Here is a 21,549-nt window from a genome sequence, read left to right on the forward strand (position 1 = left end):
ATGTTTGACCCTACAAAGCCCAACGATATTCTCAAACTCGAAGACCTAGATTTATCAGAGTTTCTGCCGAATGCCGAAGATGACCGACACGAGTACAAGAGCAGTGCCATTAAACATGATAAAGAACTCGGCGATAAAATTGCCAAAGCTGCTTCGGGGTTTTGGAACAGCGGGGGTGGATTGTTTGTTGTCGGAGTAGATGGGAACGGTCAGCCTGACGGAGGAATATCTCTGAGCGTGGGGCGGCAGTCGCGACGGGATTGGATCGATCGGGTAATTTCACAGGTGACACCTAAATCTGCTTATGCGGTACATAGTATTGAAGACAATGGCTGCGGTTGTAATATTGAACCGGGAAAGGGTGTATTTCTAATTGGCTTTGGTGAAAGCGAAATAGGCCCGCACATGGCTAACGACCACCGTTACTACATTAGGGCTGGAGCGCATACTCTTCCGGCAAATCACTTTATTGTCGAAGCTATTCACGCTCGGCGGGGATTGAGAACACCTTTACTCAGCCATCTTGTCCGCGTGAAGCCGGGAAATAGTGGAGTTATTCAACTCGGTATCGTTGTCTTGAATGCCGCCGCTGCAATTAATGTTTCTATTAAAATTGACGCGCCATCAAAAATACTACATTCAAATTTTGAGGAAAAACTTTCTCTACAGATTCCTATTATTTGCGAGAAATTTCCTTTGTTTTTTGATATTTATGAATATGAAAATACATTCGGCAGGCAGAAAATATTGCCTCCATTCGAGATCAACTTAACTTATTCGGATATGGCAAACCGCACGTATCAACAAAGTTTTGAAGTTGATATCGCTCGTCAATTAGGACCAAATATCATTTGGGGCAATGGATATGACCGCATTGAGAAAGAACTTAGAAACATCGCCAGCGCTATCGAAAAATAGCAATTCTTTTTTTTCAGGCTACCAGATTCTGGGAGAAACTAAACCCAGACCAAAACCCCAACACGCCATGCTCAAACTTCCCGATTGCGTAGGCTCCATCCGGGGCGGAGCCATCGCTGCCTCCTCGATCGGGAAGCAATCCCCGCTTAGTCTGTACCGTCCGAAATCCTCCACTTTATCCCGAATTATCTAATGAATCAAAAAATCTCTGAAATATACGAACAAATTGCCCAACTTATAGCTAGCTTGCCCAGCGATCGCCTCCTACAGCAAGCTAAGACACCAGCTCAGATAGAGGAATGGCACAAAGCAAGACAAACCCAGATTCTTTTGGCTGAGTGCTGGAAATCTAAGTGGCTTGTTCAGGACTATTACCCGCTTGAGGAAGCTGTAAAACGGCAAGAGATTTCTCAACGAAAAGCTGAGTTAATGAACTGCTGCGTTAATGAGTACAAAGCTCGGTGGGAGCTTTGCGAAGTTGCCGAAAAATATGTCAAAAGACGCCACGCACTTCTCCAAATCTGGACGGGTTATGTGGAGCATTTTTCCAAGCCATTAGCCCATTTTTGGTACAAATTTTTTCACCAAGCTAGCCTGAGACAATATCCATTTCAATCAGCCTATGATTTATTTGCAGAGACTTTAAAAGAAGATGCGGACAGTTCTTTCTCTGTCTGTCTGGAACCTTACTACGAGGTTCCGATGAAAAAGTGGAGGCAAGTGGGTAAGCAGTACACTAAACTTCTGGCTCGATCCGAGTTTGATGGCATTTACCCAGAACTTAAGAAGGCAGAGGAGCAGAGATTAAAAACAAGCTTAGTTTGGCACACAGTTGGTTTTTCTTGGATTGGGATGGTTCTGTGGACGTGCCAAATGGAGGCCAAAAATGACCCATTGCTCGGCAAGCAATTGGTCGCCTACAACAAATCGCTGTCGGAAGTAATGAGTTTAGGAGTGTCAGCTAGCCGCAATTTGCACGGCTGGGCGTGGCACAAAGGGGAATTGCTTTGCACGGATAAGGCAGGCGGCATTTACCGCAAAGCTTAACAAAACTTCAAATCTGGATCGCATTTCATCCGACACCGGGGCTGAGTACCTAGATTGGGAAGGTAAATCATTAGCATTAATGAGCGGTCTACCTTATGTTCGACATTCCCATCGCTATCACCGTATCAATTCTTCTTGGTGTTTTCATTGGTATAGCCAAGCTTCGGCAAGATATAGTAATGCTTTTAGGGGGCTTGGCTGCTTTCGGTATCTATTACTTTCTGTTTCTGCATAACATTTTACTAGGCATTTTCAAGCAGGTGACATTGGGTCGTTAGACAATGAAGGTGTCTTGGCTGTTTTGAATTACTGCTTGGGAGAATTTGTTAGCTAGCTGTGGGTAACGCCCCGCTTGTGGAGGCGCTAATGCGGGACTCCCACTCCCGCAGCTAGCTATATCAAAACTTTGTTTTTAAGAAGGGGATTATGCGCTCGCCCTCATGAGCGCGAGCGATGGCTATGGGAAAGCAGCTCACGCCCGCTCTGCACCTCCTTACACTCCTACACATCACCCGCACCGCATTGTGGGTACGGTTGGCAACACCGCCGATCCTTCCCCCGACGCTCACACGCCAGCAGGCGAGGCAAGCTCATGGCGTTGCCACAGCATTTTCGGTTTCTAGGAATAGCTTGGTACGGTTTTCTTCAATGCCGATTAATTCTGATTGTTTCGCACTAATTCTGGCAAATACGACCAACCCAGTAGGGTTTTCCTGACTGTTCCTCCCACTTAGAAAGCGGCATCATAATAACTGTAAGCAACGAGCTTAAACCCAAATTTTCGTTATAAAGTCTTACCAATCTTTGAGGTGACAGATTATGTTGATGCGCTACTGGCAACCCTTCACGGAAATTGAAACCATCCGCCAGCAACTCGATAAAGTTTTTGACGGACGGGCAACAGCGAGAGATAACTCAGAAGCCGCTTGGATGCCAGCTCTGGAATTGGCTGATGCTGGGGACAACTTCGTATTAAAAGCGCAACTGCCTGGAATTGACCCCAAAGACATTGACGTTCAAGTCACCCGCGAAGCAATTTCTATCTCTGGCGAGCGCCGCTACGAAAACACAGAAGAAAAACCCCGCTACGTCCGCTCAGAATTCCGCTACGGCAAATTCCACCGGACGCTTCCCTTGCCCGCACGCATTCAAAACGACTCCGTGCAAGCTGAATGCAAAGATGGCATTCTAACGCTAACCCTGCCCAAAGTGACGGAAGCTCGCAATAAAGTCGTCAAGATTAACTTGGCCGAAATTGCTGGAGCTTCCACGAATCCCGCTTTGGAACAGGCTAACCAATAACGATGGGGCAAGCGTGTTTAGTGGTGAACTCAGTACCCTGAAAGCTGTGCTGAATTGATTGAGGTCAATTTTCCTTTCATTGAGCCTGATTGGATTTATCTAACAGCAACGGAACTGGAAAAGCTGATACCGGGAGCGACCATTGCTCTCGGTATTCTTTATTTGGGAAAGCCGAACGAAAAACCTACAGATATCGTGCATCGGCGCTGATTCCGGTTAATCTGCCAAAATATTTCACGCTTGGCGATCGCATCCCATCACCGGCTCATATGAGCTAAAGTAGCACAGCTAGACATACCCTGCCAGCTCAAGCGCGATAGTTAAAGCGTCTCAACCAGGTGATACATCAATTCCGAAAGCAGCCGCCCGATTTGATGTGAGTAAAGCATCTGTCCAACAACTGATGATTTTCTACTTTTCTATCAGAAATGGTGGCTGATGGAGACTCGCTGGGGCATGGCGATATGTAATAACTAGCACACTTATGGCGTGGGGCTGGCAGGGGGTAAGAGCGGTCGATAGCGAATGGGCATGGGCTTGCGGATAGGGGGATTCATGCGACTGTACTCAATCCCATCATTGCTGCTGGCAATTTCTTGCTTACCATATTCATCCTGTTCCAGCAGCTCCCAACGGGAGCACCTCTAGTTTCCAATTGAACTCTACCCAACCATGTCGCCCCGGTTCTTCCCGCCCTTGTCCGTCAACTAGCAAATGCACAAAGTAAAGTTGATTGGTTGGCTCAAGACCACCAAGAAACCAGTTATCGTCAATCTCCGCCTTGACGTTAGCTTCATCCAATTGAATGCCAACTTGTGAAAACGTAGCCATCGCCATTTGCCTTAAAGTTGCCTGATCCATTTCCTTTGCCTCCTGATTAAGAGATGCCGTGAGCAGCACTCAGGCTGTGAACTTCCTCACCCCTAACATTACTAAAAACCCAAACCAAAACCCCAACCCGCCCTGTCCTGCCCTTGCCTCCCCGAATGCGATATCTTTTAGACCTAGATGAGGCGGTATTCTGAGTAATGGCAACAAAATATCTCGCCATACTAGAGAGAGATGAGCGTTTACAATTATTATGCCTAAACCAAAGAGGTATCCCGATAATTGGTCTGAGATTGCGCTATCAATCAAGGAAAATGCGGGGTGGCGCTGCGCTAAGTGCCGCCAACAGTGCCTCAGACCCGGTAAACAAAGCGGTTTAACTAAATCCGAACGGTGTGCTTTGACTTTGACGGTGCACCACCGCAATCGGATACCAGAGGACAATCGTCTCGAAAACTTAGTCGCCCTGTGTACTGCGTGCCATCTTTCGTACCACAATAGGGGTCAGTCTAACGTATCACCTGGGCAGTTATCTCTGTTCCCTGATGATGGTATTGATTGGGAGCTCATCGCTTCTTTTGAGGAATAGGGACGGGACAATTGATTTGAGCCGAATCCGCTGCCATCCGCTTCATTAATTTGAGAGCGGCTAGGCAATCTCAAGAGAGCTCGGTGGTTTCCATTGAGGGGAAAATACTGATAATCTTTATAATATTTGATAACTTTCAGGTTCGCGCCCTTAAAAAGATGAAGAGGCGTGTCTATTGACCGCCTCATAACATCTTTGAAGAATCACCTCGGCTTCAATCAGGGAAGTAAATCAATCTAGGTGTTGGTCAATTAGGGCAATCAGTTGAGCGATCGCCTTCTGTTCTTCTAAGAGCAATTCCTTAAGCTGGCGCATCTGCTCCTGATTCGGCGGACGGTGTACCAAATCATCAACGAAGTCAAGCAAAGGAGACTTTCTAAAAGGTCTACTCAAAGCAGCTTCATCTCGCAAGCGCTTGGTTCGCTCTAGCTTTGACCGTTGCAATCGGTTTTTCTCCTGACGGCGTGCGATAAGTCCATCAAGTCTTTGACATTCGTTTCCAGTCTTCTTCATCTCCATATATCTCTTTCACTTGTTGTTTCAACTCGGTTATCTGCTCGGTAAGACTTGCCACCTGGTCTTCAATAACGTCTGTTTTATCCTCCTGGATTTCCAGAGAAATTTCCACAGATTCGACATATTCTGTTAACTTTTGTATTGGATCGGGCTGGGGCGTGTCGCCGTTAGGGGTGTCACCGTTAAGCCCGTTGCCGTTGGTCATAGTCATTCCTCACTGGTGTCTGATAGAAGAAACTGGCGATCGCTTTTGATACAGTTGAAACTATCGCCAGCATTGCGACAAAGTTGTTACTAAGTTGTTACCAAGTTTTATACCAATTAGTTAGTTGGACTCAATGGGATTCGCTTGGTAATAATGCTCATGAATTCACCCTCACTGGGAGCAGGCATCAAAAAACTCCACTCGCTGATATGAGCGAACTGTAGCTTGTAAAGCCAGCGAATCGTGTATGTTACCCCGTAGCTCGATCCAAAAACCATTACCCTTACCCGTTCACAGCCATCAGATTGAGCTGGTAAACTGTTCAGACCAGGAATAATCGACGGTAAAGTATCGTCTGGACTAGGCACAAAATCCAGATTTTGTGAATAAACTACTTGCGGCCTGAAACTTGGTGTCCTTGCCAGCCTAATATCAAAGTTTGTTCTCATCATTTGAGCCTCCTACTCGTTCTAGGGGATTAGTCGCGTGGAAGATGTTCTAGATATTCTGCGTGGCGTAATTAGTTCTAGGTTGGACAAGTGGCGCATCAAAAAAAACTCAACCCACTAACGTGACTAAAAGAGAAATTTTAGATGGCATCTATCAACTCAAGAATTAATCGTCCCTCCCGTCGCCTGGAGAGGGTGCAGCTTCCGATGAAGCCAACAGGGAACCGGAGAACAAGCGAATTAGGCGCAGCGCTTCGGGTTCAGAGAGCCAAACATCCAAGTGTTCCAAGGAATCTTCAAACAAATTCGATAGTTCGCATTCAAAGAGCGCTTGAAGCACCGTCGATGAATAGTGTTGGGCGTAGGTTATCGCTTCAATCAGGGCAAGCTTTTGGATGCGGTTGCAAGCGGTCAGCAGCGATTGCCAACAAGTGTGGAGTTGGCGGCGGGAGAATTGGTCGGCTATTGCTTCTACTAAGGCGATCGCTTCCGATTCACTTGGCAAGAAATCGAAATCTTGGGGCCATTTATCGCCAAAATATTCAACAGTACCGCACTCTTTAATGGAGCGGGTGAGCGTGTCCCTTTGGCGCAGCGAATAAACGGTCGCTTCCATCAAAACCCAAAGAGCGGGTTCTGCCATCGCGTCCACGGATGCCAACAGCGAAGGGTACAAAGAAGCACTCGTCACTCCTGGCGTTGCTGCAGCAGCGGACACCTTAACCGTTAGCGGTATCGGTATTTGTGTCATGATTGAAAAACCTCATTAATGTGAGTGCCACACCCCGCCCCATTCGATTTCCAGTCATAGGGGGCGGGGTTTGGTTTTGGGTTTTTGACGCTAACAAAGCTTAGTGAAGCAACCACATCGGAAGTACAGATAACTGTTTTATGCTTCTGCTTGGTTTGCAGTCGTTCGTGGGTGTATGATAACTCATATGGGATGTTTAATGCAAACATCCCGTATGCACTTATTGACCCATTAAGCAAAAAACGAGCTTTAACGGGTAGTCTGGGATATATAAAGTAATTGCATTAGATATCCCAGTGACCGAGCGAAAAACTACAGAACCAGTACCCACCTTGAAAGTCACATTTCCTTCAAGAACGCTTCGAGAGCGGTTCAAGGCTATTTGTGCGTTGAACGGAAAAAATATGAATGAAGTGCTTATCGATTTGGTCAAACAGTACATAGAACAGAATCAGCGGAACGATCGCCCTGAAAGTGAAAGCGACCGGAAATCATAGGGCCGATCGCATACCTAAATGTCTACCAACTGAAAATGTTATGAGCCAAACCCAAACCATACCCCAAACAATCACGTTTGATGAGTTCGCAGCCTGGTATCCAGAGAACTCTATTCGCCGCTACGAACTGCACCACGGAGCAATTGTTGAAATGCCTTTAGGAACTGGCCGCCATTCCCGCGTTACAGGGTTTACCTGGGACGAAATCAGCGCAGAAATCAGGCGGCTGAAATTGCCTTGCTTTATCCCCGGTGACTGCCTGCTCAAACCCGTCCGCAACGAGGCGGGCTATCAGCCAGACGTAGTTGTCCTAGATGAAGTGGCTCTCGCCAACGAACCGCGCTGGGATAGGGAATCCATCATCACGATGGGGTCTTCGGTACGGCTGGCTGTAGAGGTCGTCAGCACGAACTGGCGGGACGATTACCATCTCAAATTCGCCGACTACGAAGAAATGGGCATCCCCGAATACTGGATTGCGGACTACCTCGGTTTGGGCGGCCGCAAGTTCATCGGCACTCCCAAACAACCCACACTGTCAGTTTGCCAGTTGGTTGACGGCGAGTATCAAATCAGCCAGTTTCGGGGAGATGACCGAGTTGAGTCGCTGGCTTTCCCGGAATTGAACTTGACTGCCGAGTTGATTTTTCGAGCCGGTCTGCCCTTAACCGAGCCGAGCTAGAAGGACTGGGGGGCGATCTGGCAAATAGGTTCGATTACAGTCGATGGTTTTATGGTGCCAGACGGCTCGTATCGGATGAGCCAAACCCAAGTCGCCGAAGCAGCGGGCTCTCAAACGGCGCAACGTGTCCGATTTTTAACGCTCAAACGCCGGCGAAAGCTTGCTGGGCGAAGGTTACACGGGTACGATTTTTGAGCGCGAAGAAATCGAAATCGAGTCTGAACCCGGTAGTCGGGGGCAAAGTCGGTTTCTGTCCGTCCCTCCAGAAATTGCCAGCGCTTACTGGCTGTGGCAAGCTCACCGGGGGAACAAAGCTGCTTTAACTATGAGCATGGGACTGATTACCGAATCTCTCGAACGGCGGTTTGACGAAGCTTTCGGCGTTACTCGCACCGAGACTGAACGAAACGAATTGCTCAGCCAGCGAGTCCAGCAGCTAGAACGCGATATCAGAGAAGCGTTTTGGGTTGACGATGAAGCCAGAATCGAACGCGACTACTACGAGCTACTGCTTCGAGAAAACGGCATTGACCCTTGGAGAATTCCGGGGGCTGAGGAGGAACCGAGTTAATTGCGATCCCCAAAATTGGAACTTTTCGATTCGGAAATTCCTTGGTAGCCAGCAGTCCAAGAAACCCATCTTTCCTGTTCAATTAAAGAGCAATCGACGAATGGAAGATAATAAGATTTCTCAATTCATTCAAGCGCTTAAATTCTTCGATCTAGAGTTAGAAGAAATGACCGGGAAGCCTGGTTATGAAGATAGAAACGGCAAAGTGATTGCGGTAAGTAAAAAAGGCGATACATCGCGGATACTGTGCGCTTATTCAACCTATGACGAACTGTTAGACTGGGCAAAAAAACAATTCCGCAACCCCAATTAACGCTTTGGTTGAGGATAATTTTACAGTCGTTTATCACCATTGGAAAGCCGCCGCACTTCCTGCCCTGTTAGATCGCTCCCAACAACCTTGGTATATACCGCTGCTTGGCGTACATCAGCTCTGATTTTGCTTGCGATAATCCCAAGGACGCTGACCGCCACCCTGAAGCCGCCACACTCCCAGCTTTTGCGATCGCCCCATCTCCTCTGCGGTATCGAATACATCAGCATTGTGGCAGTTGCCGCTGTACTGTTTGTAATGGTAAGCCATACCCGCTTTGAGCATTTCCTCCTGCACCGATTGTTCGCCGTTTGGTGTATCGAAGAGGACTTCGGCAACGGTGCGGTTGTACTTGTCCCGATCCATTTCCACAACGATGACTTTGTTGGAGGCTTTGGCGATTAGGGAACGCAAATAATCTCGCGATTCGATACCCAGCGGTTGTTTGGCTTCCGGCGCATCGATGCCGCACAGTCGGAGCTTTTGTTCGCGATTGTCACACTTAACCCGAAAAGTATCGCCATCGTCCACCGAACCATCAACGGAGCAGCGGAGGGATGCCGTTTCGCTGGGGCGCTTGGCTAGTTTGGGTTTGTCGTTGTCGGGTTGGTGGAAGTGAAACCAAATCAAACCTGCGATGGCTAACAGGGGTAAGGCGTTGACAATTTACCTAGATTTACCTAGATTTTAGTTGCTAAATTCTCAGCAAGTTGACTACCCAAGTTAATTGGCGTTGGTGATTTCGATCGAAAAATCGCAACCTTTGGAGAAGACTCCGCCAGCGACGTTCCAGAAGTAAAAGAAACTCTTTAAAAAGCTTGCAAATCCTGCGCGAAGCTATTAATATACTAAGATACAACCACATTGAGAGGTCGAATCAATGGCTACCATAACGTACTGCAAAGGCCTGCCCACGCCAGCAGATGAACTCAACGAACTTGGATTTACAGATTTCGAGATGTTTCTAGAAGCTTACTCCCCAATTTTCAGGGCTGCAAGTATTGAAACAGTCAACCACTTACTCTTGAATACAGACTTCAAGAAATCCGACTGGAACACGCACCTACAGCAAACCTACGGCATCAATAAGCGCCACGCAAATGGCGTAATCAGCGCTGCCAAAGGTCGTGTAGACGGTGCTAAAGAGCATATAATTTTACACGTAAAAACTCTTGAAGGAAAAATTAAATCCATTGGCGCGTGGATTAAAAAAGCTGAGCGTAAGCTGGTATTGGCTCGTAAGTTTTATGCTAAGAAAAAATGGCAGAATTCAAAGACGGGCTGCAATTTCCCCATAGCCTGTTCAGTTCAACACAAATCTACTAATTGGCAAAACTTACGCTTTCAAATACACAACAAAAAGCGCAGACTGACTTTGTTGACGAACAAGCTCGAACACTTAAGACTCAAACCTGTCAAAGTCTTCGTCCCTCACGGTGATATTTTCGTCGTCGGCTCCAAAGACGAATCTTTTGGCAATCAAGTCTCTCAGTGGAATGGAAAAAAAATAACTTTCAGAGTCCCCAAATGCTTAGAGTCGCGATTCGGGAAAACTGTATCCTCCGAGGTTGGTGATTTTAATCGGAATATAAACAGACTGCCAAAATGCGGGGCGTATACCTGGCATTTCTACCGCAAGAACGGAAAATGGGTTATTGCCGTGCAGTTTACCCCAAATCCTGTGAATCAAGTTTCTAGAAATAGGATGTACGGTTGTATCGGTATCGATATGAATCCCGGTTCTATTGGGTGGGCTTATACTGATTCTGAAGGGAACCTCAAAGCCAAAGGGCAGATTCCATTGCAGATGGGCTTACCGAATGGCAAACAACAGGCTCAGATCGTTAATGCTTGCCTGCAACTAGCAGCAAAGGCTGCGGAATTTGAATGTCCCGTAGTTTGTGAAGAACTTGATTTCTCAACAAAAAAGGAATCTTTAGGGGAGAAAGGTAGAAAGTATGCCCGGATGTTGTCGAGTTGGGCATACAGCGAATTTTACAAGCAACTCAGTTCTATTTTGTCAAATCGCGGAATTGAGTTAATTACAGTCAACCCGGCTTATTCAAGTATTATAGGCTTGGTAAAATATCTGAGAATGTATGGCTTGGCCAGTGACGAATCGGCTGCGCTGGTGATTGCTCGCCGAGCTATGAAATTAAGTGAAAGAATGCCTCGCTCCTTAACCGCCTATTCTAAGGTGAACCCGGAAAAGCACGTTTGGAGCGAGTGGAATCAACTGAATAGAAAGATCAAACGTTCCGCTGTAATATTACGTCGTTGTAATTATTATAGTGTTTCTAACTGGAGTTTCTTGGTCAACCTCGATATTGAGGAAGCGTAAGCGCTAAGGAAGAACGTTTAAAGCTTATACCGTAGAGCTTACCCAGGTTTACCTAGGTTTTCACAAGCGGTAAGGCGTTGAGGAACTTCTGCATTTATTGATTCCCAAACGCTTTTTCTATTGCAGAATATGCCAATTGTCGGTCAATCCACTTCTGGCAATCTTTAAAGGATTTGGCATCTTTAATCAATACCACTAGAGCTTTGTTGACAACATCTGGCTTGATTTTGAACTTTAAGCTGTCTGCGAGTACCGCTGCTAGTTCGGTGACTGTCATCCCAACTTCTGTCAGAGGAGAAGTTACACCAATAAGTTGCTTTGCAGTCTCTGCTATCCCTCGCAATTCTGGGTACATCGATGCCAGCGAGTTGAATTTGAACTGGGCGATGGCAGAGGCACTCAGTCCGGTCTCTTGTAGCCAAGCAGTCAAATGGTCAATTGTCTCTATGGCAGCAGCAATTTCTTCGGGAGTAGGTATCTTTGCTCTTGAGTTTTCCATATCGCAATATTAGACAACAGGGGAGGTACTTAGCAAGACTTCAAAAAAATTTAAGCCGAAATAAAGCACAAACTCGTTCGGATTTGATATTAAACCACAAAAAGTTAAGGGATTAAGCGCGAGAAGATATCCCCTAACGGGAGAAGTTGAAAACAATTAGCTTCTCAAAGGTTATGGACTCTAACACGACTTTAATTGGCTTCTCAAATACTTGCTCTAAACCTGACAACGCTCCCCCCAGTGAAGTCAAAGAAGTGGTAGCGGTAATTTTTCCTTTTCTCACTCCGCCTCCTTTCGCTCAACTTCCCTTTAAAGTAGGCGATATCGTCAAATCTGGCAACCATTACGGCACGATAACAGCCCTCCATCAAACCGATAGACCTGTAATAATTACTTGGGATGCTAGTAACAACGAAGATAGTTTTTCCTGGAATTATACCTTAGATGAAATTCGGGTGCTTAAAATATCCCTTGTGCCTCTGTTTATTCCTCAAAAAACTACTGGAGAACTTCCCGCTTGCACAACAATTGTACTAGCTAATTCGCAACAACTACAATTCAGTAACACCACTACTTTCCAAGTAGAATCGCTCACTAAACATCACATTCTCATATTTACTCTTGACCACTATTATCTCTTTCCCATCAACTTGTTCCCTGGCTACCCGACAAGTTGTGCCATAGATGTTTTTACACCCGAACAATTAGAAGCCAGTCGCTTTTTGTCTTTCAATGACCTAAAAATTAGGGCTAAGACCCATTTATTTTTTGAAGTCCCCGACAATTTCTTAGAAATTGTCCTACCAATTCAAAAGCAGCAAATCAAAGAGAAATTGACTAAACAATTGAGTACAGAAAGTTATCACATTCTCGACTTTGATATTGCTTGGGAAGAAGCCTGGGAATATTGCCTTAAACATTTAGCTAAGAAACATGGATGGAGTGGTTTTCGAGAGGGCGATTGCCTCGAACAACGCCGAAATCAAGTGGAACAAAGGGGAATAGTTATTAGTTTGAATATTCAGGCACTACGCCCATTTCAAATTCAATGGGACAGTGGAGAAATTCAAAGCTACAGCTTGACTGAACTCAAAAGTTTAGGCATTACTCATATCCCAACTCTTATTAAATTATCGCCCAATGTTGCTTACCAAGTTAGCGAAGACGGCTCTTACTTTAAAGCTTGGATTGGTTTCCGTACTAAAGCGTTAGCTAAGGCTTGGCTAATAGTTATTAAAAAGCTAGTTGGCCGCCTTAGCTACCTAATTGATTGCCAAAGTCCAGAACTTCAACATACAGGTTCTAAATACGAGTATGTTGTAGAAACTCCCCGACATAAAACTTTAAAGAAGCGCTTAGAAGCTCTGCGGGAAGTGGCTGAACTTGATTTAGAAAAGATGCCAAAATGATGGGAATTGGGAAGAAAATTGGCTATTCTGTAACCAATGTAAATGCGATTAAAAACTCTGTGACCAATCCGGAAGATAAATCGCCTAGCGGCGAAAAATGTTGACTTTCTCTACTTATAAATACCCACTAAAGGGGCAATCTTTTAGTTGGTTTTAATTCACTCTTCAGCTACAATTTCAAAGAAATAACCATGAACAAAATAGTAATAATTTCTGGCAGTCGTTCCATCCAGGAATTGCCATCAGAGGCTCATACATCTCTCAATCGCATCATTGAACTAGGGTTTGAAGTCAGAGTCGGTGATGCGGCTGGAGTTGATAGCTTAGTTCAGCAATACTTGCGGTCTAAGAACTACGAGAAAGTTTTGGTTTACTATGCCTTGTTTAGCGGCAATGGCAAACCCAGAAATACTTCTGGTTATCCAGTTGTTGGTATTAGCGGAAACTATAGCGCTCGCGACATCGAAATGTGTTCGCATTGTGACTACGGATTAGCCATTTGGGATGGACATAGCATTGGCACAGCAGTGAATATCAAACGAGTTAAAAAGACCAAAGTTGTGATTGTTTAACAACTAACAACAGCAGCAAAATCAGCTCAGAATTATCATAAAATTCAGAGCTGATTTTTAATTAAACAATACTTCGTACAACTTTTGTTATTAATGACATAATCAGAGTTTTAGGTAAGTTCCACTAAGGAAAAATCAACCATTCTAGCCATTTTTTCTGAAAATAGGAACTATTGTTATAAGTCAATTTTGATTTGAATGTTCCTCCTACTCCCCCTCAAGCTAGCGCTTATTAGGATGCGAACGAATTAGCATTACTGTACACTAATGATTCAAACTTTACTAGAACGACCGCAGGAATTTAAACAAATTCCCTTTACTCTCAAGCCGCAGCAGCAGCAAGCACTCGACAATTTGAGAATATTTGCAAGCAGCACCGAGCCATTTTTCTTACTTTGCGGTTATGCAGGCACTGGAAAAAGCACACTTATTTTCCTTATAATCAAAGAACTCTTGGCTCAAAGCAAGCGTATTGCCCTTACTGCACCTACTAACAAAGCCGTCGGTATCCTCAGAAAAATGGCAGCATCTCAAGGCATTTTCGGAGTAGATTTTATGACGATACACCAGCTTTTAGGCTTAGGCATGGTTCGCAAAGAACAAGAGAAAGTTTTGGAACAGACAAGCTGTTGTTACCTCCACCTCTATGATATCATTTTCCTCGATGAATGTTCGATGGTGGGAACTCAATTGTGGTCTTGGATTGAACGCAGATTTGAACACACTCTCTTCAATCAGCGGAAATTAATTCTCATGGGCGACCCAGCGCAACTTAATCCTGTTGGAGAAAAACGCTCGCCTGCTTTCAATATTGCCAATAAAGCTGTATTAACTCAAGTAGTTAGACAAGCTGGAGAAAGCCCCGTCCTTGATTTTATTACGGAATGTCGCTCATTTGTCAAGAGTAAAACAGATGTCTTTTTGCCACATCCGAATTACAACTCATTGGACAAATCTAACGGTGCATTCAAAGTTAAACCAGAAGCACTCATCCAATATGCTATCAAAACCATCAAGCAAGAATTTGCCTCAAATCCTGATTGCTTTCGGATTTTGTGCTGGACAAACAAGCGAGTCAACTATTACAATCAGGCTGTTCGAGAACAACTTTATGGTCGAACAACTGCCCGATTTATATCTGGAGAAAGGTTAATTACTAAGAAACCAGTTCTCGCTCCTGATGGTAAGACTGTGATTTTAGCCACATCAACTGAATTTACCATACAGCAAGTTGAAATAAGTCAGCACTACGGCTACCGAGTATGGCTGTTGAAGATTATGACTGATGATGGTCTATTTCGGCAAATCTTTGTGCTGCATGAATCGGAAAGTAAGCGCTACCAAGCTGAATTGAAAGAGAAACTCAAAAGTGCCAAACGTAATGGATTTCTCTGGCGGAAATATTACTGGTTTAAAGATGATGTATTTGCCGAAGTTGACAATTGCTTTGCCCTGACTATTCACAATTCTCAAGGTAGCACTTTTGATGAAGTTGGTTTGGACAGCAATGACATTTTGACTCGACTTTTGGTAGGCAAGGAAATGAGCACCCAAGAGAAACTTAAAGAGTACCACCGTCTTTTATATGTTGGAACAAGTAGATGTCGTCAACGAATACTATTTGTCCCTCCTAATTCATTCCGAGTGCAACGAGTATTAGCTCAATTGTAGAGGAAGGGGAAGGAAAGATAAGTTTTCACTTTTTTGAGTTGAACCTTCTTCTCTCAGGACTTACGCACACGATGCTAGAAACCGGGTTTCTTCGTAGATATCTAAGAGTTGGTATAAACTTGATTTTTCCTGACCCTTCCTTCCTCTCCTTCTCTTAACCTTCCCCTTCCCCTTCCCCTTCCCCCTCCTCACTGCTATCGCAGCGACCAATCAAATTCTTGACACCCGACTAATTATTATGGCCAAATCTCGACTTTCTGGAACACCTTCTAAAGAGGAAGTAGTGGAGAGAACAGCTAAGAAAAAACCCTCAACTGTAACAGGCACTAATTTGACTCCTACTACGAAGCCATCAGTCAAAAAAACAACTAAGCTTTCTTCTCCCCTACCCAAAACAACACAAATAGAAGAAGTAGAAGCGAACTACATTACAGATAATGGAACTTCTACACCTTCTGATACCCCAACAAATCCAACTCTAGAAACCCATCTCAATAATGAAATCACAGCATCTCCAACTCCGACCTCTTCCCCATCGACTGTTAAAATTGCCTGTGATTTAAGAGAATTCAACGATTACATACAGACACTCAAAAGCATCATTCCTAGCAATACCAGTCATCCTATTTTGTGCAATATCTTGATTGAGGCTGATGCCGAAAATCAACAACTGCACCTCACTGGGTACAATTTGGAATTTGGAATGCAAGTAAATTTTGATGCCAATGTCAATCAACCCGGAAAACTCACCCTCCCCGCACCTATACTCGCTGACATTCTGGGAAAATTTCCTAACGGCCGCCTTACCTTAAAGAGTTCCTTTGAAATTATCAAAGGAAGTGATATTCCCTCTGTCAGTGCGACTTTAAGTTCATCAAATAGCAAGCACGTTATTCGCGGGTTAGCTGCGGATGAATTTCCGACTATCCCTAGTGTTAAACAAAAACTTGTAACACTTCCTGCTAGTGTATTAATCGCTGTCCTCAAAGCTAGCTTATTTGCTGTTACTTCTGAGGAAACCAAACGCATTTTGATGGGAGCTAACTTTCAACTGAGTCATGACGCAGACAGAAGACTTAACCAACTAAGAGTGTGGACGACTGACGGGCATCGGGTAGCTATGATTGTCGGATTGAGTGAAAGCAGCAATTCTCAGTTTTTAAACTTTCAAACAGTAAATTTTACTGTTCCCGCTAAGGTACTCCGGGTATTGGAGCGTTCTGTAAATGCCAGTGACAAAGTTACGATTTATTATGACGGTTCGGCAGAACAACCTAGCAAATTTGTGGCGTTTGAGTGGAATAATTTGCGACTAACAGCACAGTTACTTGAAGGAAATTACCCGAAATGCGACCAGATTATTGCTCCTTATCGGTCTGAACTTAGTCATCAAATCGTAGTTGAAAGACTCAGCTTTTTAAAAGCTTTAGAGAGGTTGGCTACTCATAGTGACAAGTCTCATATCACGGCAATTTTTGACTTTGATTTAGAGGCGCAACAGGTGCGAGCTTCACTCAACAATACTCTTAGTTCTGGTACTGAGACAGTTGATGCCAAACTCTGGGGTTGTGACTTTCGGCTCAAGTGCGATATCCGCTATTTGATTGATACAATTAAAGCTGTTTCTAGTTCAGATTTGCGGTTCCTGATGGCAACTCCTACGGCTCCTCTACTGATTGTACCTTTTGGCACGCCAGCTTCGGGTACAGAGGCGTTAGAGTGCGAATACGTTGTGGCTCCGCAAGAATAATCGTGCATATGGGGAGTGGCATCTAAATTGGATGCCCTCTCTACAAATTACTCTATGAACGGCGATCGCATCTATCAAGTTGATATGTACACCGGGGCAGAAGTCAGGCATTCCCGATTGCGATCGCTGTCATACGATTCCGTCAACGATCACCCATTGATAATCACTCTCACGAGCGCGGTGGAACAGGCTGCTGTGAGTAATCAATTGCCAAGTCTAAGGCTGCTTCTTGATAAAGTTGTCCCAAAACCTCAGATAAATTCACAACAGGTTCTTGCTCTAATGGCTGCAAAGGAAACAAGAATTGGGGAATCGATTCACGCACATTAAACGGGTAGAGTTCAGCTTCGGGACGGAGATTAGTCCGACTGACCAGAATGCGGTAGTCTGAGCGAATCGAAACATCCATTGGTATAAAGTTTCCCATTCTTAGCAGATCGATTTCAACTAAGTGAGTAGCCCTGTTCAACACTTTTTGTCGCTTGGTGAGGTACTTTTCTCGACCTTCACCCACTCGTTTATTCTTAGGAGAGAGAACTTCTACCACCGTTACCACCTTTCCAGTCTTGACCTCCCGAATCTCCAGATAGCGTTCGGTAATTTCTTCAGTCAGAGGCAATGTTACTCGAATTGGCTTGGTTATTACCCCAGTTGTTACCGCAGAAGCTCGCTCAGCTTAAGGGTTTTGTTGGAAAACTGACGCATCGGGAATACCGACCAGTAGAGCATAATCGTAAACCCGTTTTTCTACAGCCGCTCGATACTTTGGTATGAGTAAGGGATTGAGCGAGGGTGCTAGTTCGACAATCAGCCAAGAGTGAACCTCTGACCACGAAGAAGGATTTTCAAGATAAGGATTCATGCCTGGAAAATTCGGTGCCATAATCGCAAGATAACGAAGTGGAAAAGGGATGATAGAAAGAGGTACGTTCCATCTCTAATACAATCTATTTGGCAAAAATGCGGAGCATCACACTCCCATCCTCTCTCGGTTCTAAGGGGGATCGTGGCATCAAGTTAAGTATGCTTTATTTCAATACCAAATTCTCTAAAAAAACCATATATCCAGCACGTCTAAATGATGAATCGTACAACGGATTTAGACTTGCTATATATCCCCCTTATTCTTCCCCACTCCCCACTCGTTCCCCTCCCCTATCGGGGAATAGTTACCAGAAGTATTCTAACGACTCAAAATGTACCAACCACTGCACCTCAAATACCGACCCAAAAGCCTCCAAGAATTAGTGGGTCAAGACACCATCAAAACAACCTTGACCAATGCCATCACCTCCGACAAAATTGCTCAAGCTTACCTGTTTACTGGCCCCAGAGGAACAGGCAAAACCTCAACCGCTCGCATCCTTGCTAAATCACTCAATTGTTTGAATAACAAAAAGCCAACCGCCACTCCTTGCGGGGAATGTTCAAGCTGCAAAACCATTGACTCCTGTTCAAGCTTAGACGTAACTGAAATCGATGCTGCCTCTCACAATGGCGTGGATGATGCCAGAGAATTAATACAACACAGCAACTTTGCGCCAGCGATGAGCCCTTACCGCATCTGGATTTTAGATGAGTGCCACCAACTCAGTACCAGCGCTCAAAATGCTCTCCTCAAATGCCTTGAAGAACCTCCGGCTCATGTGGTGTTTATTCTCTGTACGACTGAAGCATATAAAGTCCTGCCGACAATTATCTCCCGCTGCCAAACTTTTAACTTCCGAGCCTTGTCAGTTGATGCTATTGTCGGACAATTGCACAAAATTAGCTCCGCTGAATCTATTGCGATCGCAAGTGATGCCATGCGGGCGATCGCTCGCACCTGCGACGGAGGGTTAAGGGATGCCCTGCAATTACTCTCTCAGCTTTCACTGCTAAACTCAGAGATTACCCTAACTCAAGTTGCAGAAGTATCTGGCAGCATCAGCGAGCAAGACTCGATCGCCCTTCTCAAAGCCATTCATTCTGGCGATACCTTAAGCGTACTGCAATCTTCGAGAACGCTCATTGACAGCGGCAAAACCCCTAAACTTATTCTCAGCAGCTTGCTAGCAGCAATGAGAGATTTGCTCATTGTCAAATCAACGCGCCACTGCCAGAATTTAATTGCAGGGCCAGTAGGCTACTCACAACTGTGCTCACTCGCTCTTCATCTCGATTTTGAAACAATTGATGCGACTTGTACACAATTGCAAAAATCAGAATTTCAATTGAGAACTAGCACCAATGCTGCTACCTGGTTAGAAGTCTGTCTGCTGAACTTGATGCTGTCAAGCAAACCCGCTGCCCCCGAAACGCGGTTGCCGGCAACTTCCCAATCTAATCAGCCTGACAAATTTGATAAAACCCATCAAAAAATAGAGGCAGATTCTCCTGACTTTGAAACAACTTGGGCGCAAGTAGTAGCAGCAGCGAAACCAGGAAATCGTAGCCTCTTAAACCGTGCTCAAATTGCCGAACTTTCTGCTCATTCATGTGTGTTAGTAGTGGAAAGAAAATACGCGAATAAGTTTCAAACTCACCTTGAATCCGTGCAGCGGATTGTTACTAAAGCTTTAGGCCGCTCTGTTACTGTCACTGTCAAACAACAGGAGGAGTTAGCAGCATGATTAGCATCCTAATTGGGAATGACACCTACGCAATTGAACGAGAAGTTGAAAAGTTTAAGACTCAAACTCATCCTCTCTGGCGAGATTTCAACATCCATCGGTTTGATGCTTCTTCCCTGGATATAGCTATTTCTGCGGCTGCTTCAGTTCCTTTTGGTGTCGGAAGTAAACTTATTGTCGTTGAAAATTGCGATTTCAAGCAATTTGGAGAAATGGGGCTAGAATTGCTGCAAATTTTGCCCCAGTTACCTGTTACAACGCACTTAGTCTTCACTGCTGCTGTTATCGACAAACGGCTCAAGGTAGTCAAGCATTTATTGCTGTTTGGTAAACTTAAGGAGTTTACTCTCATTCCTCCTTGGCGTACTGATTTAATTGAAAATGCGATCGCTGCTAGTGCTAAACAGATGAATCTCTCAATTGCCAGAGATGCTGTCAGTTATCTAGCGGTAGCGATTGGTAACGATTCTGCTAGAAGAGTTAGTGAACTGGAGAAATTAGCCATTTATGCTGCGGGCGATCGCATTACCAAAGAAGCTGCTAAAATCCTCGTTCCAGCTACCACAGCCAACTGTTTTCAACTGGCAGAAGCTCTTTTAAAAGGTCAAGCAGTGGCGGCAATTAAGGTGCTTGATGAATTGCTATCTCGGGCAGAGTTTTCTTTAGCAATTATTGCTACTCTTCAAACTCAGTTTAAAACTTGGCTGTGGGTAAAAGCTACTCTGGATTCCGGCGGCAAACTTTCTGATAGTGAAATTGCTAGTATGTGCGGAATTAGTAACCCCAAACGGCTGTATTTCCTTAAGCAGGAGGTTAAGGAAGTATCTGCGAACTTCTTAAGTCGATCGCTCTCCATTTTGTTTGATTTAGAAATTGCCCTCAAAACCGGAGAAAAGTCTGATTCAATGTTGCCTGCTTTGCTCAGAATCACTCAACTCACTAAATAACAGAAAAGGCTGCCGAATTAAATTGGCAGCCTTTTACAGCGTATCCCAGATTTCTGGAGTGCAGTAGGGACACGGCATTGCCGTGTCCCTATGTGGATTTATCGCTCCGGGATGTACTTCATAAACGTGGAATCTGCTGTATTAGTACTGTTTTTTTTGTTTTGGGGTAGCGATCGCCACTCTAACATTCTTCTTTTCCTTCTGCTATATTTTTAGGGACTCAATCCCAAACTTAACCTCACTTCTTGCGGGACTTCTTTGCAAAACTTTAATGCTTGACGTGCTGTATCCTTATCAGCAGAAGCCCCTGGATAACGATAAGCAACCGCAAAAGCAGTTAACGCTAAAAGTTTCTGGCGAAAAATATCATAATTAGGTTCAACAGGTAAAAGTAAATCCAATAAAAATGTCAAATTATGAGTTTTACTAAAACTAATTCCCGCAAAGCCGTAGTAAAATCCCCTTCAGCTTTATCAACCCATTCAACTGTTAGCGGATTCATAAATCAGCTTTCCTTTTTCTATAATTTCTCGCAAGAAAAAATCATTCCAGGCTAGGCGTTGATCAATCTCTACAGGAGTTCGCACTAACAAATCTATGGCAAACTTTGGTTGAACTTTATTTAAAATTTCCCAAGTTTTGCGAAAATTGCTCCCTTTGTATGGCAAAATCACTAGCAGATCTACATCCGAGTCATTTTGAGGGTTTCCATAAGCATAGGAGCCAAATAAAATAATTTTTTCTGGCTGAAATTCATTGACAATAGCCTGACTTAATTGCATGATGTTCTCCCTTTCTATCATACTCAATCAATGCTCCTTTATTGATTTTTTTGTAATTAAGACCAGTCTCAAATAGGAATAAATTACATTTAGTTTAATCAATTAAATTTATTCTAGCATAATTGTAAAGTCTGTCAAGATCGTCTTAAGTCTAAAAGGTTGTAACTCCTACCAAAAGCAGTCCGACTCCCAGTTGGTTTTTTTATTAATTTCCTCTCTCGTTCTTTTTCCTACCTATCGGTAGTAAGAGAGAAAAGATTCATTCTTAGAGTGACCAATGCCTCCCAATTATATCAAC

24 protein-coding genes and 1 pseudogene are annotated in these 21,549 nt (G+C 44.4%); 15 read left to right on the top strand and 10 right to left on the bottom strand.

The annotated features are described in order from the left end of the window. The 4 genes from QUA00_RS05855 to QUA00_RS05870 all read left to right on the top strand — a co-directional run bounded on the left by QUA00_RS05855 (position 1) and on the right by QUA00_RS05870 (position 3,267). Entirely contained in the window at positions 1 to 918 is a 918-nt protein-coding gene (locus QUA00_RS05855; protein ID WP_333409018.1) for an ATP-binding protein, read from the top strand. A gap of 192 nt (positions 919 to 1,110) precedes the next feature. Next, positions 1,111 to 1,965: a hypothetical protein gene (locus QUA00_RS05860; protein ID WP_333409019.1), complete on the top strand. Its 855-nt coding sequence runs from the start codon at positions 1,111 to 1,113 to the stop codon at positions 1,963 to 1,965. Between the two features lie 440 nt (positions 1,966 to 2,405). After that, positions 2,406 to 2,588 carry a hypothetical protein gene (locus tag QUA00_RS05865; protein ID WP_333409021.1) on the top strand — a complete coding sequence of 61 codons (183 nt, stop codon included), beginning with the start codon at positions 2,406 to 2,408 and terminating at the stop codon, positions 2,586 to 2,588. A 196-nt stretch (positions 2,589 to 2,784) separates the two neighbouring features. Next, positions 2,785 to 3,267, top strand: a complete 483-nt coding sequence (locus QUA00_RS05870; protein ID WP_333409022.1) for an Hsp20/alpha crystallin family protein — start codon at positions 2,785 to 2,787, stop codon at positions 3,265 to 3,267. A 609-nt stretch (positions 3,268 to 3,876) separates the two neighbouring features. Here QUA00_RS05870 and QUA00_RS05875 read toward each other — a convergent pair. Further along, positions 3,877 to 4,128 (bottom strand): hypothetical protein, encoded by a 252-nt coding sequence (locus QUA00_RS05875; RefSeq protein ID WP_333409024.1) that lies wholly within the window; start codon positions 4,126 to 4,128, stop codon positions 3,877 to 3,879. A 220-nt stretch (positions 4,129 to 4,348) separates the two neighbouring features. Between QUA00_RS05875 and QUA00_RS05880 the strand changes: the two genes are divergently transcribed. Continuing rightward, positions 4,349 to 4,684 carry an HNH endonuclease gene (locus QUA00_RS05880; RefSeq protein WP_194012309.1) on the top strand — a complete coding sequence of 112 codons (336 nt, stop codon included), beginning with the start codon at positions 4,349 to 4,351 and terminating at the stop codon, positions 4,682 to 4,684. Positions 4,685 to 4,915: 231 nt separating this feature from the next. On the opposite strand, the gene QUA00_RS05885 is transcribed toward QUA00_RS05880, so the two are convergent. The 4 genes from QUA00_RS05885 to QUA00_RS05900 all read right to left on the bottom strand — a co-directional run bounded on the left by QUA00_RS05885 (position 4,916) and on the right by QUA00_RS05900 (position 6,605). Continuing rightward, positions 4,916 to 5,128 carry a hypothetical protein gene (locus QUA00_RS05885; protein ID WP_333409025.1) on the bottom strand — a complete coding sequence of 71 codons (213 nt, stop codon included), beginning with the start codon at positions 5,126 to 5,128 and terminating at the stop codon, positions 4,916 to 4,918. A 34-nt stretch (positions 5,129 to 5,162) separates the two neighbouring features. Then, positions 5,163 to 5,411, bottom strand: a complete 249-nt coding sequence (locus QUA00_RS05890; RefSeq protein ID WP_333409027.1) for a hypothetical protein — start codon at positions 5,409 to 5,411, stop codon at positions 5,163 to 5,165. Positions 5,412 to 5,521: 110 nt separating this feature from the next. Continuing rightward, positions 5,522 to 5,857: a hypothetical protein gene (locus QUA00_RS05895; RefSeq protein WP_333409028.1), complete on the bottom strand. Its 336-nt coding sequence runs from the start codon at positions 5,855 to 5,857 to the stop codon at positions 5,522 to 5,524. A 163-nt stretch (positions 5,858 to 6,020) separates the two neighbouring features. Then, on the bottom strand, positions 6,021 to 6,605 hold the full coding sequence (locus QUA00_RS05900) for a hypothetical protein (RefSeq protein WP_333409029.1): 585 nt from the start codon (positions 6,603 to 6,605) through the stop codon (positions 6,021 to 6,023). A 537-nt stretch (positions 6,606 to 7,142) separates the two neighbouring features. Here QUA00_RS05900 and QUA00_RS05905 point away from each other — a divergent pair. The 3 genes from QUA00_RS05905 to QUA00_RS05915 all read left to right on the top strand — a co-directional run bounded on the left by QUA00_RS05905 (position 7,143) and on the right by QUA00_RS05915 (position 8,668). Further along, positions 7,143 to 7,784: a Uma2 family endonuclease gene (locus QUA00_RS05905; protein WP_333409030.1), complete on the top strand. Its 642-nt coding sequence runs from the start codon at positions 7,143 to 7,145 to the stop codon at positions 7,782 to 7,784. Positions 7,785 to 7,944: 160 nt separating this feature from the next. Beyond that, the gene (locus tag QUA00_RS05910; RefSeq protein ID WP_333409031.1) at positions 7,945 to 8,355 is read left to right on the top strand and encodes a hypothetical protein; all 411 of its coding nucleotides are present in this window, start codon (positions 7,945 to 7,947) and stop codon (positions 8,353 to 8,355) included. A gap of 100 nt (positions 8,356 to 8,455) precedes the next feature. Beyond that, positions 8,456 to 8,668, top strand: a complete 213-nt coding sequence (locus QUA00_RS05915) for a hypothetical protein (RefSeq protein ID WP_333409033.1) — start codon at positions 8,456 to 8,458, stop codon at positions 8,666 to 8,668. Between the two features lie 114 nt (positions 8,669 to 8,782). Here the strand turns inward: QUA00_RS05915 and QUA00_RS05920 are convergent, their stop codons facing one another. After that, entirely contained in the window at positions 8,783 to 9,298 is a 516-nt protein-coding gene (locus QUA00_RS05920) for a thermonuclease family protein (protein WP_333409034.1), read from the bottom strand. Between the two features lie 250 nt (positions 9,299 to 9,548). Between QUA00_RS05920 and QUA00_RS05925 the strand changes: the two genes are divergently transcribed. Continuing rightward, complete coding sequence (locus tag QUA00_RS05925; protein ID WP_333409035.1) at positions 9,549 to 11,009, top strand: IS200/IS605 family accessory protein TnpB-related protein; 1,461 nt, start codon at positions 9,549 to 9,551, stop codon at positions 11,007 to 11,009. Positions 11,010 to 11,103: 94 nt separating this feature from the next. Here QUA00_RS05925 and QUA00_RS05930 read toward each other — a convergent pair whose 3' ends face one another. After that, a complete protein-coding gene (locus QUA00_RS05930) occupies positions 11,104 to 11,508 on the bottom strand; it encodes a hypothetical protein (protein ID WP_333304969.1) in 405 nt (134 codons plus the stop codon). Between the two features lie 173 nt (positions 11,509 to 11,681). Here QUA00_RS05930 and QUA00_RS05935 point away from each other — a divergent pair, with 173 nt between their 5' ends. The 4 genes from QUA00_RS05935 to dnaN all read left to right on the top strand — a co-directional run bounded on the left by QUA00_RS05935 (position 11,682) and on the right by dnaN (position 16,910). Further along, entirely contained in the window at positions 11,682 to 12,917 is a 1,236-nt protein-coding gene (locus QUA00_RS05935) for a hypothetical protein (protein WP_333054103.1), read from the top strand. A 191-nt stretch (positions 12,918 to 13,108) separates the two neighbouring features. Next, positions 13,109 to 13,489, top strand: a complete 381-nt coding sequence (locus tag QUA00_RS05940; RefSeq protein WP_333409037.1) for a hypothetical protein — start codon at positions 13,109 to 13,111, stop codon at positions 13,487 to 13,489. 267 nt (positions 13,490 to 13,756) lie between these two features. Next, positions 13,757 to 15,160 (top strand): AAA family ATPase, encoded by a 1,404-nt coding sequence (locus QUA00_RS05945; protein ID WP_333409039.1) that lies wholly within the window; start codon positions 13,757 to 13,759, stop codon positions 15,158 to 15,160. Between the two features lie 238 nt (positions 15,161 to 15,398). Beyond that, positions 15,399 to 16,910 carry a DNA polymerase III subunit beta gene (dnaN, locus tag QUA00_RS05950; protein WP_333409040.1) on the top strand — a complete coding sequence of 504 codons (1,512 nt, stop codon included), beginning with the start codon at positions 15,399 to 15,401 and terminating at the stop codon, positions 16,908 to 16,910. A 169-nt stretch (positions 16,911 to 17,079) separates the two neighbouring features. On the opposite strand, the pseudogene QUA00_RS05955 reads toward dnaN, so the two are convergent. Next, positions 17,080 to 17,793 (bottom strand): annotated as a pseudogene (locus QUA00_RS05955) (DUF4058 family protein). A gap of 313 nt (positions 17,794 to 18,106) precedes the next feature. On the opposite strand from QUA00_RS05955, the gene dnaX reads away from it, so the two are divergent. Together dnaX and holA are read left to right on the top strand one after the other, a co-directional pair. Next, positions 18,107 to 19,522 carry a DNA polymerase III subunit gamma/tau gene (gene dnaX / locus QUA00_RS05960; RefSeq protein ID WP_333409041.1) on the top strand — a complete coding sequence of 472 codons (1,416 nt, stop codon included), beginning with the start codon at positions 18,107 to 18,109 and terminating at the stop codon, positions 19,520 to 19,522. Then, on the top strand, positions 19,519 to 20,469 hold the full coding sequence (holA, locus tag QUA00_RS05965) for a DNA polymerase III subunit delta (RefSeq protein WP_333409042.1): 951 nt from the start codon (positions 19,519 to 19,521) through the stop codon (positions 20,467 to 20,469). The genes dnaX and holA overlap by 4 nt, the downstream gene beginning before the upstream one ends. A gap of 212 nt (positions 20,470 to 20,681) precedes the next feature. Here holA and QUA00_RS05970 read toward each other — a convergent pair whose 3' ends face one another. Continuing rightward, positions 20,682 to 20,882 carry a hypothetical protein gene (locus tag QUA00_RS05970; RefSeq protein WP_333409043.1) on the bottom strand — a complete coding sequence of 67 codons (201 nt, stop codon included), beginning with the start codon at positions 20,880 to 20,882 and terminating at the stop codon, positions 20,682 to 20,684. 69 nt (positions 20,883 to 20,951) lie between these two features. Continuing rightward, the gene (locus QUA00_RS05975; protein ID WP_333409044.1) at positions 20,952 to 21,251 is read right to left on the bottom strand and encodes a nucleotidyltransferase domain-containing protein; all 300 of its coding nucleotides are present in this window, start codon (positions 21,249 to 21,251) and stop codon (positions 20,952 to 20,954) included. Between the last annotated feature and the right edge of the window lie 298 nt (positions 21,252 to 21,549).

The organism is Microcoleus sp. T2B6 (genome assembly GCF_036700475.1).
GTDB lineage: Bacteria > Cyanobacteriota > Cyanobacteriia > Cyanobacteriales > Microcoleaceae > Microcoleus.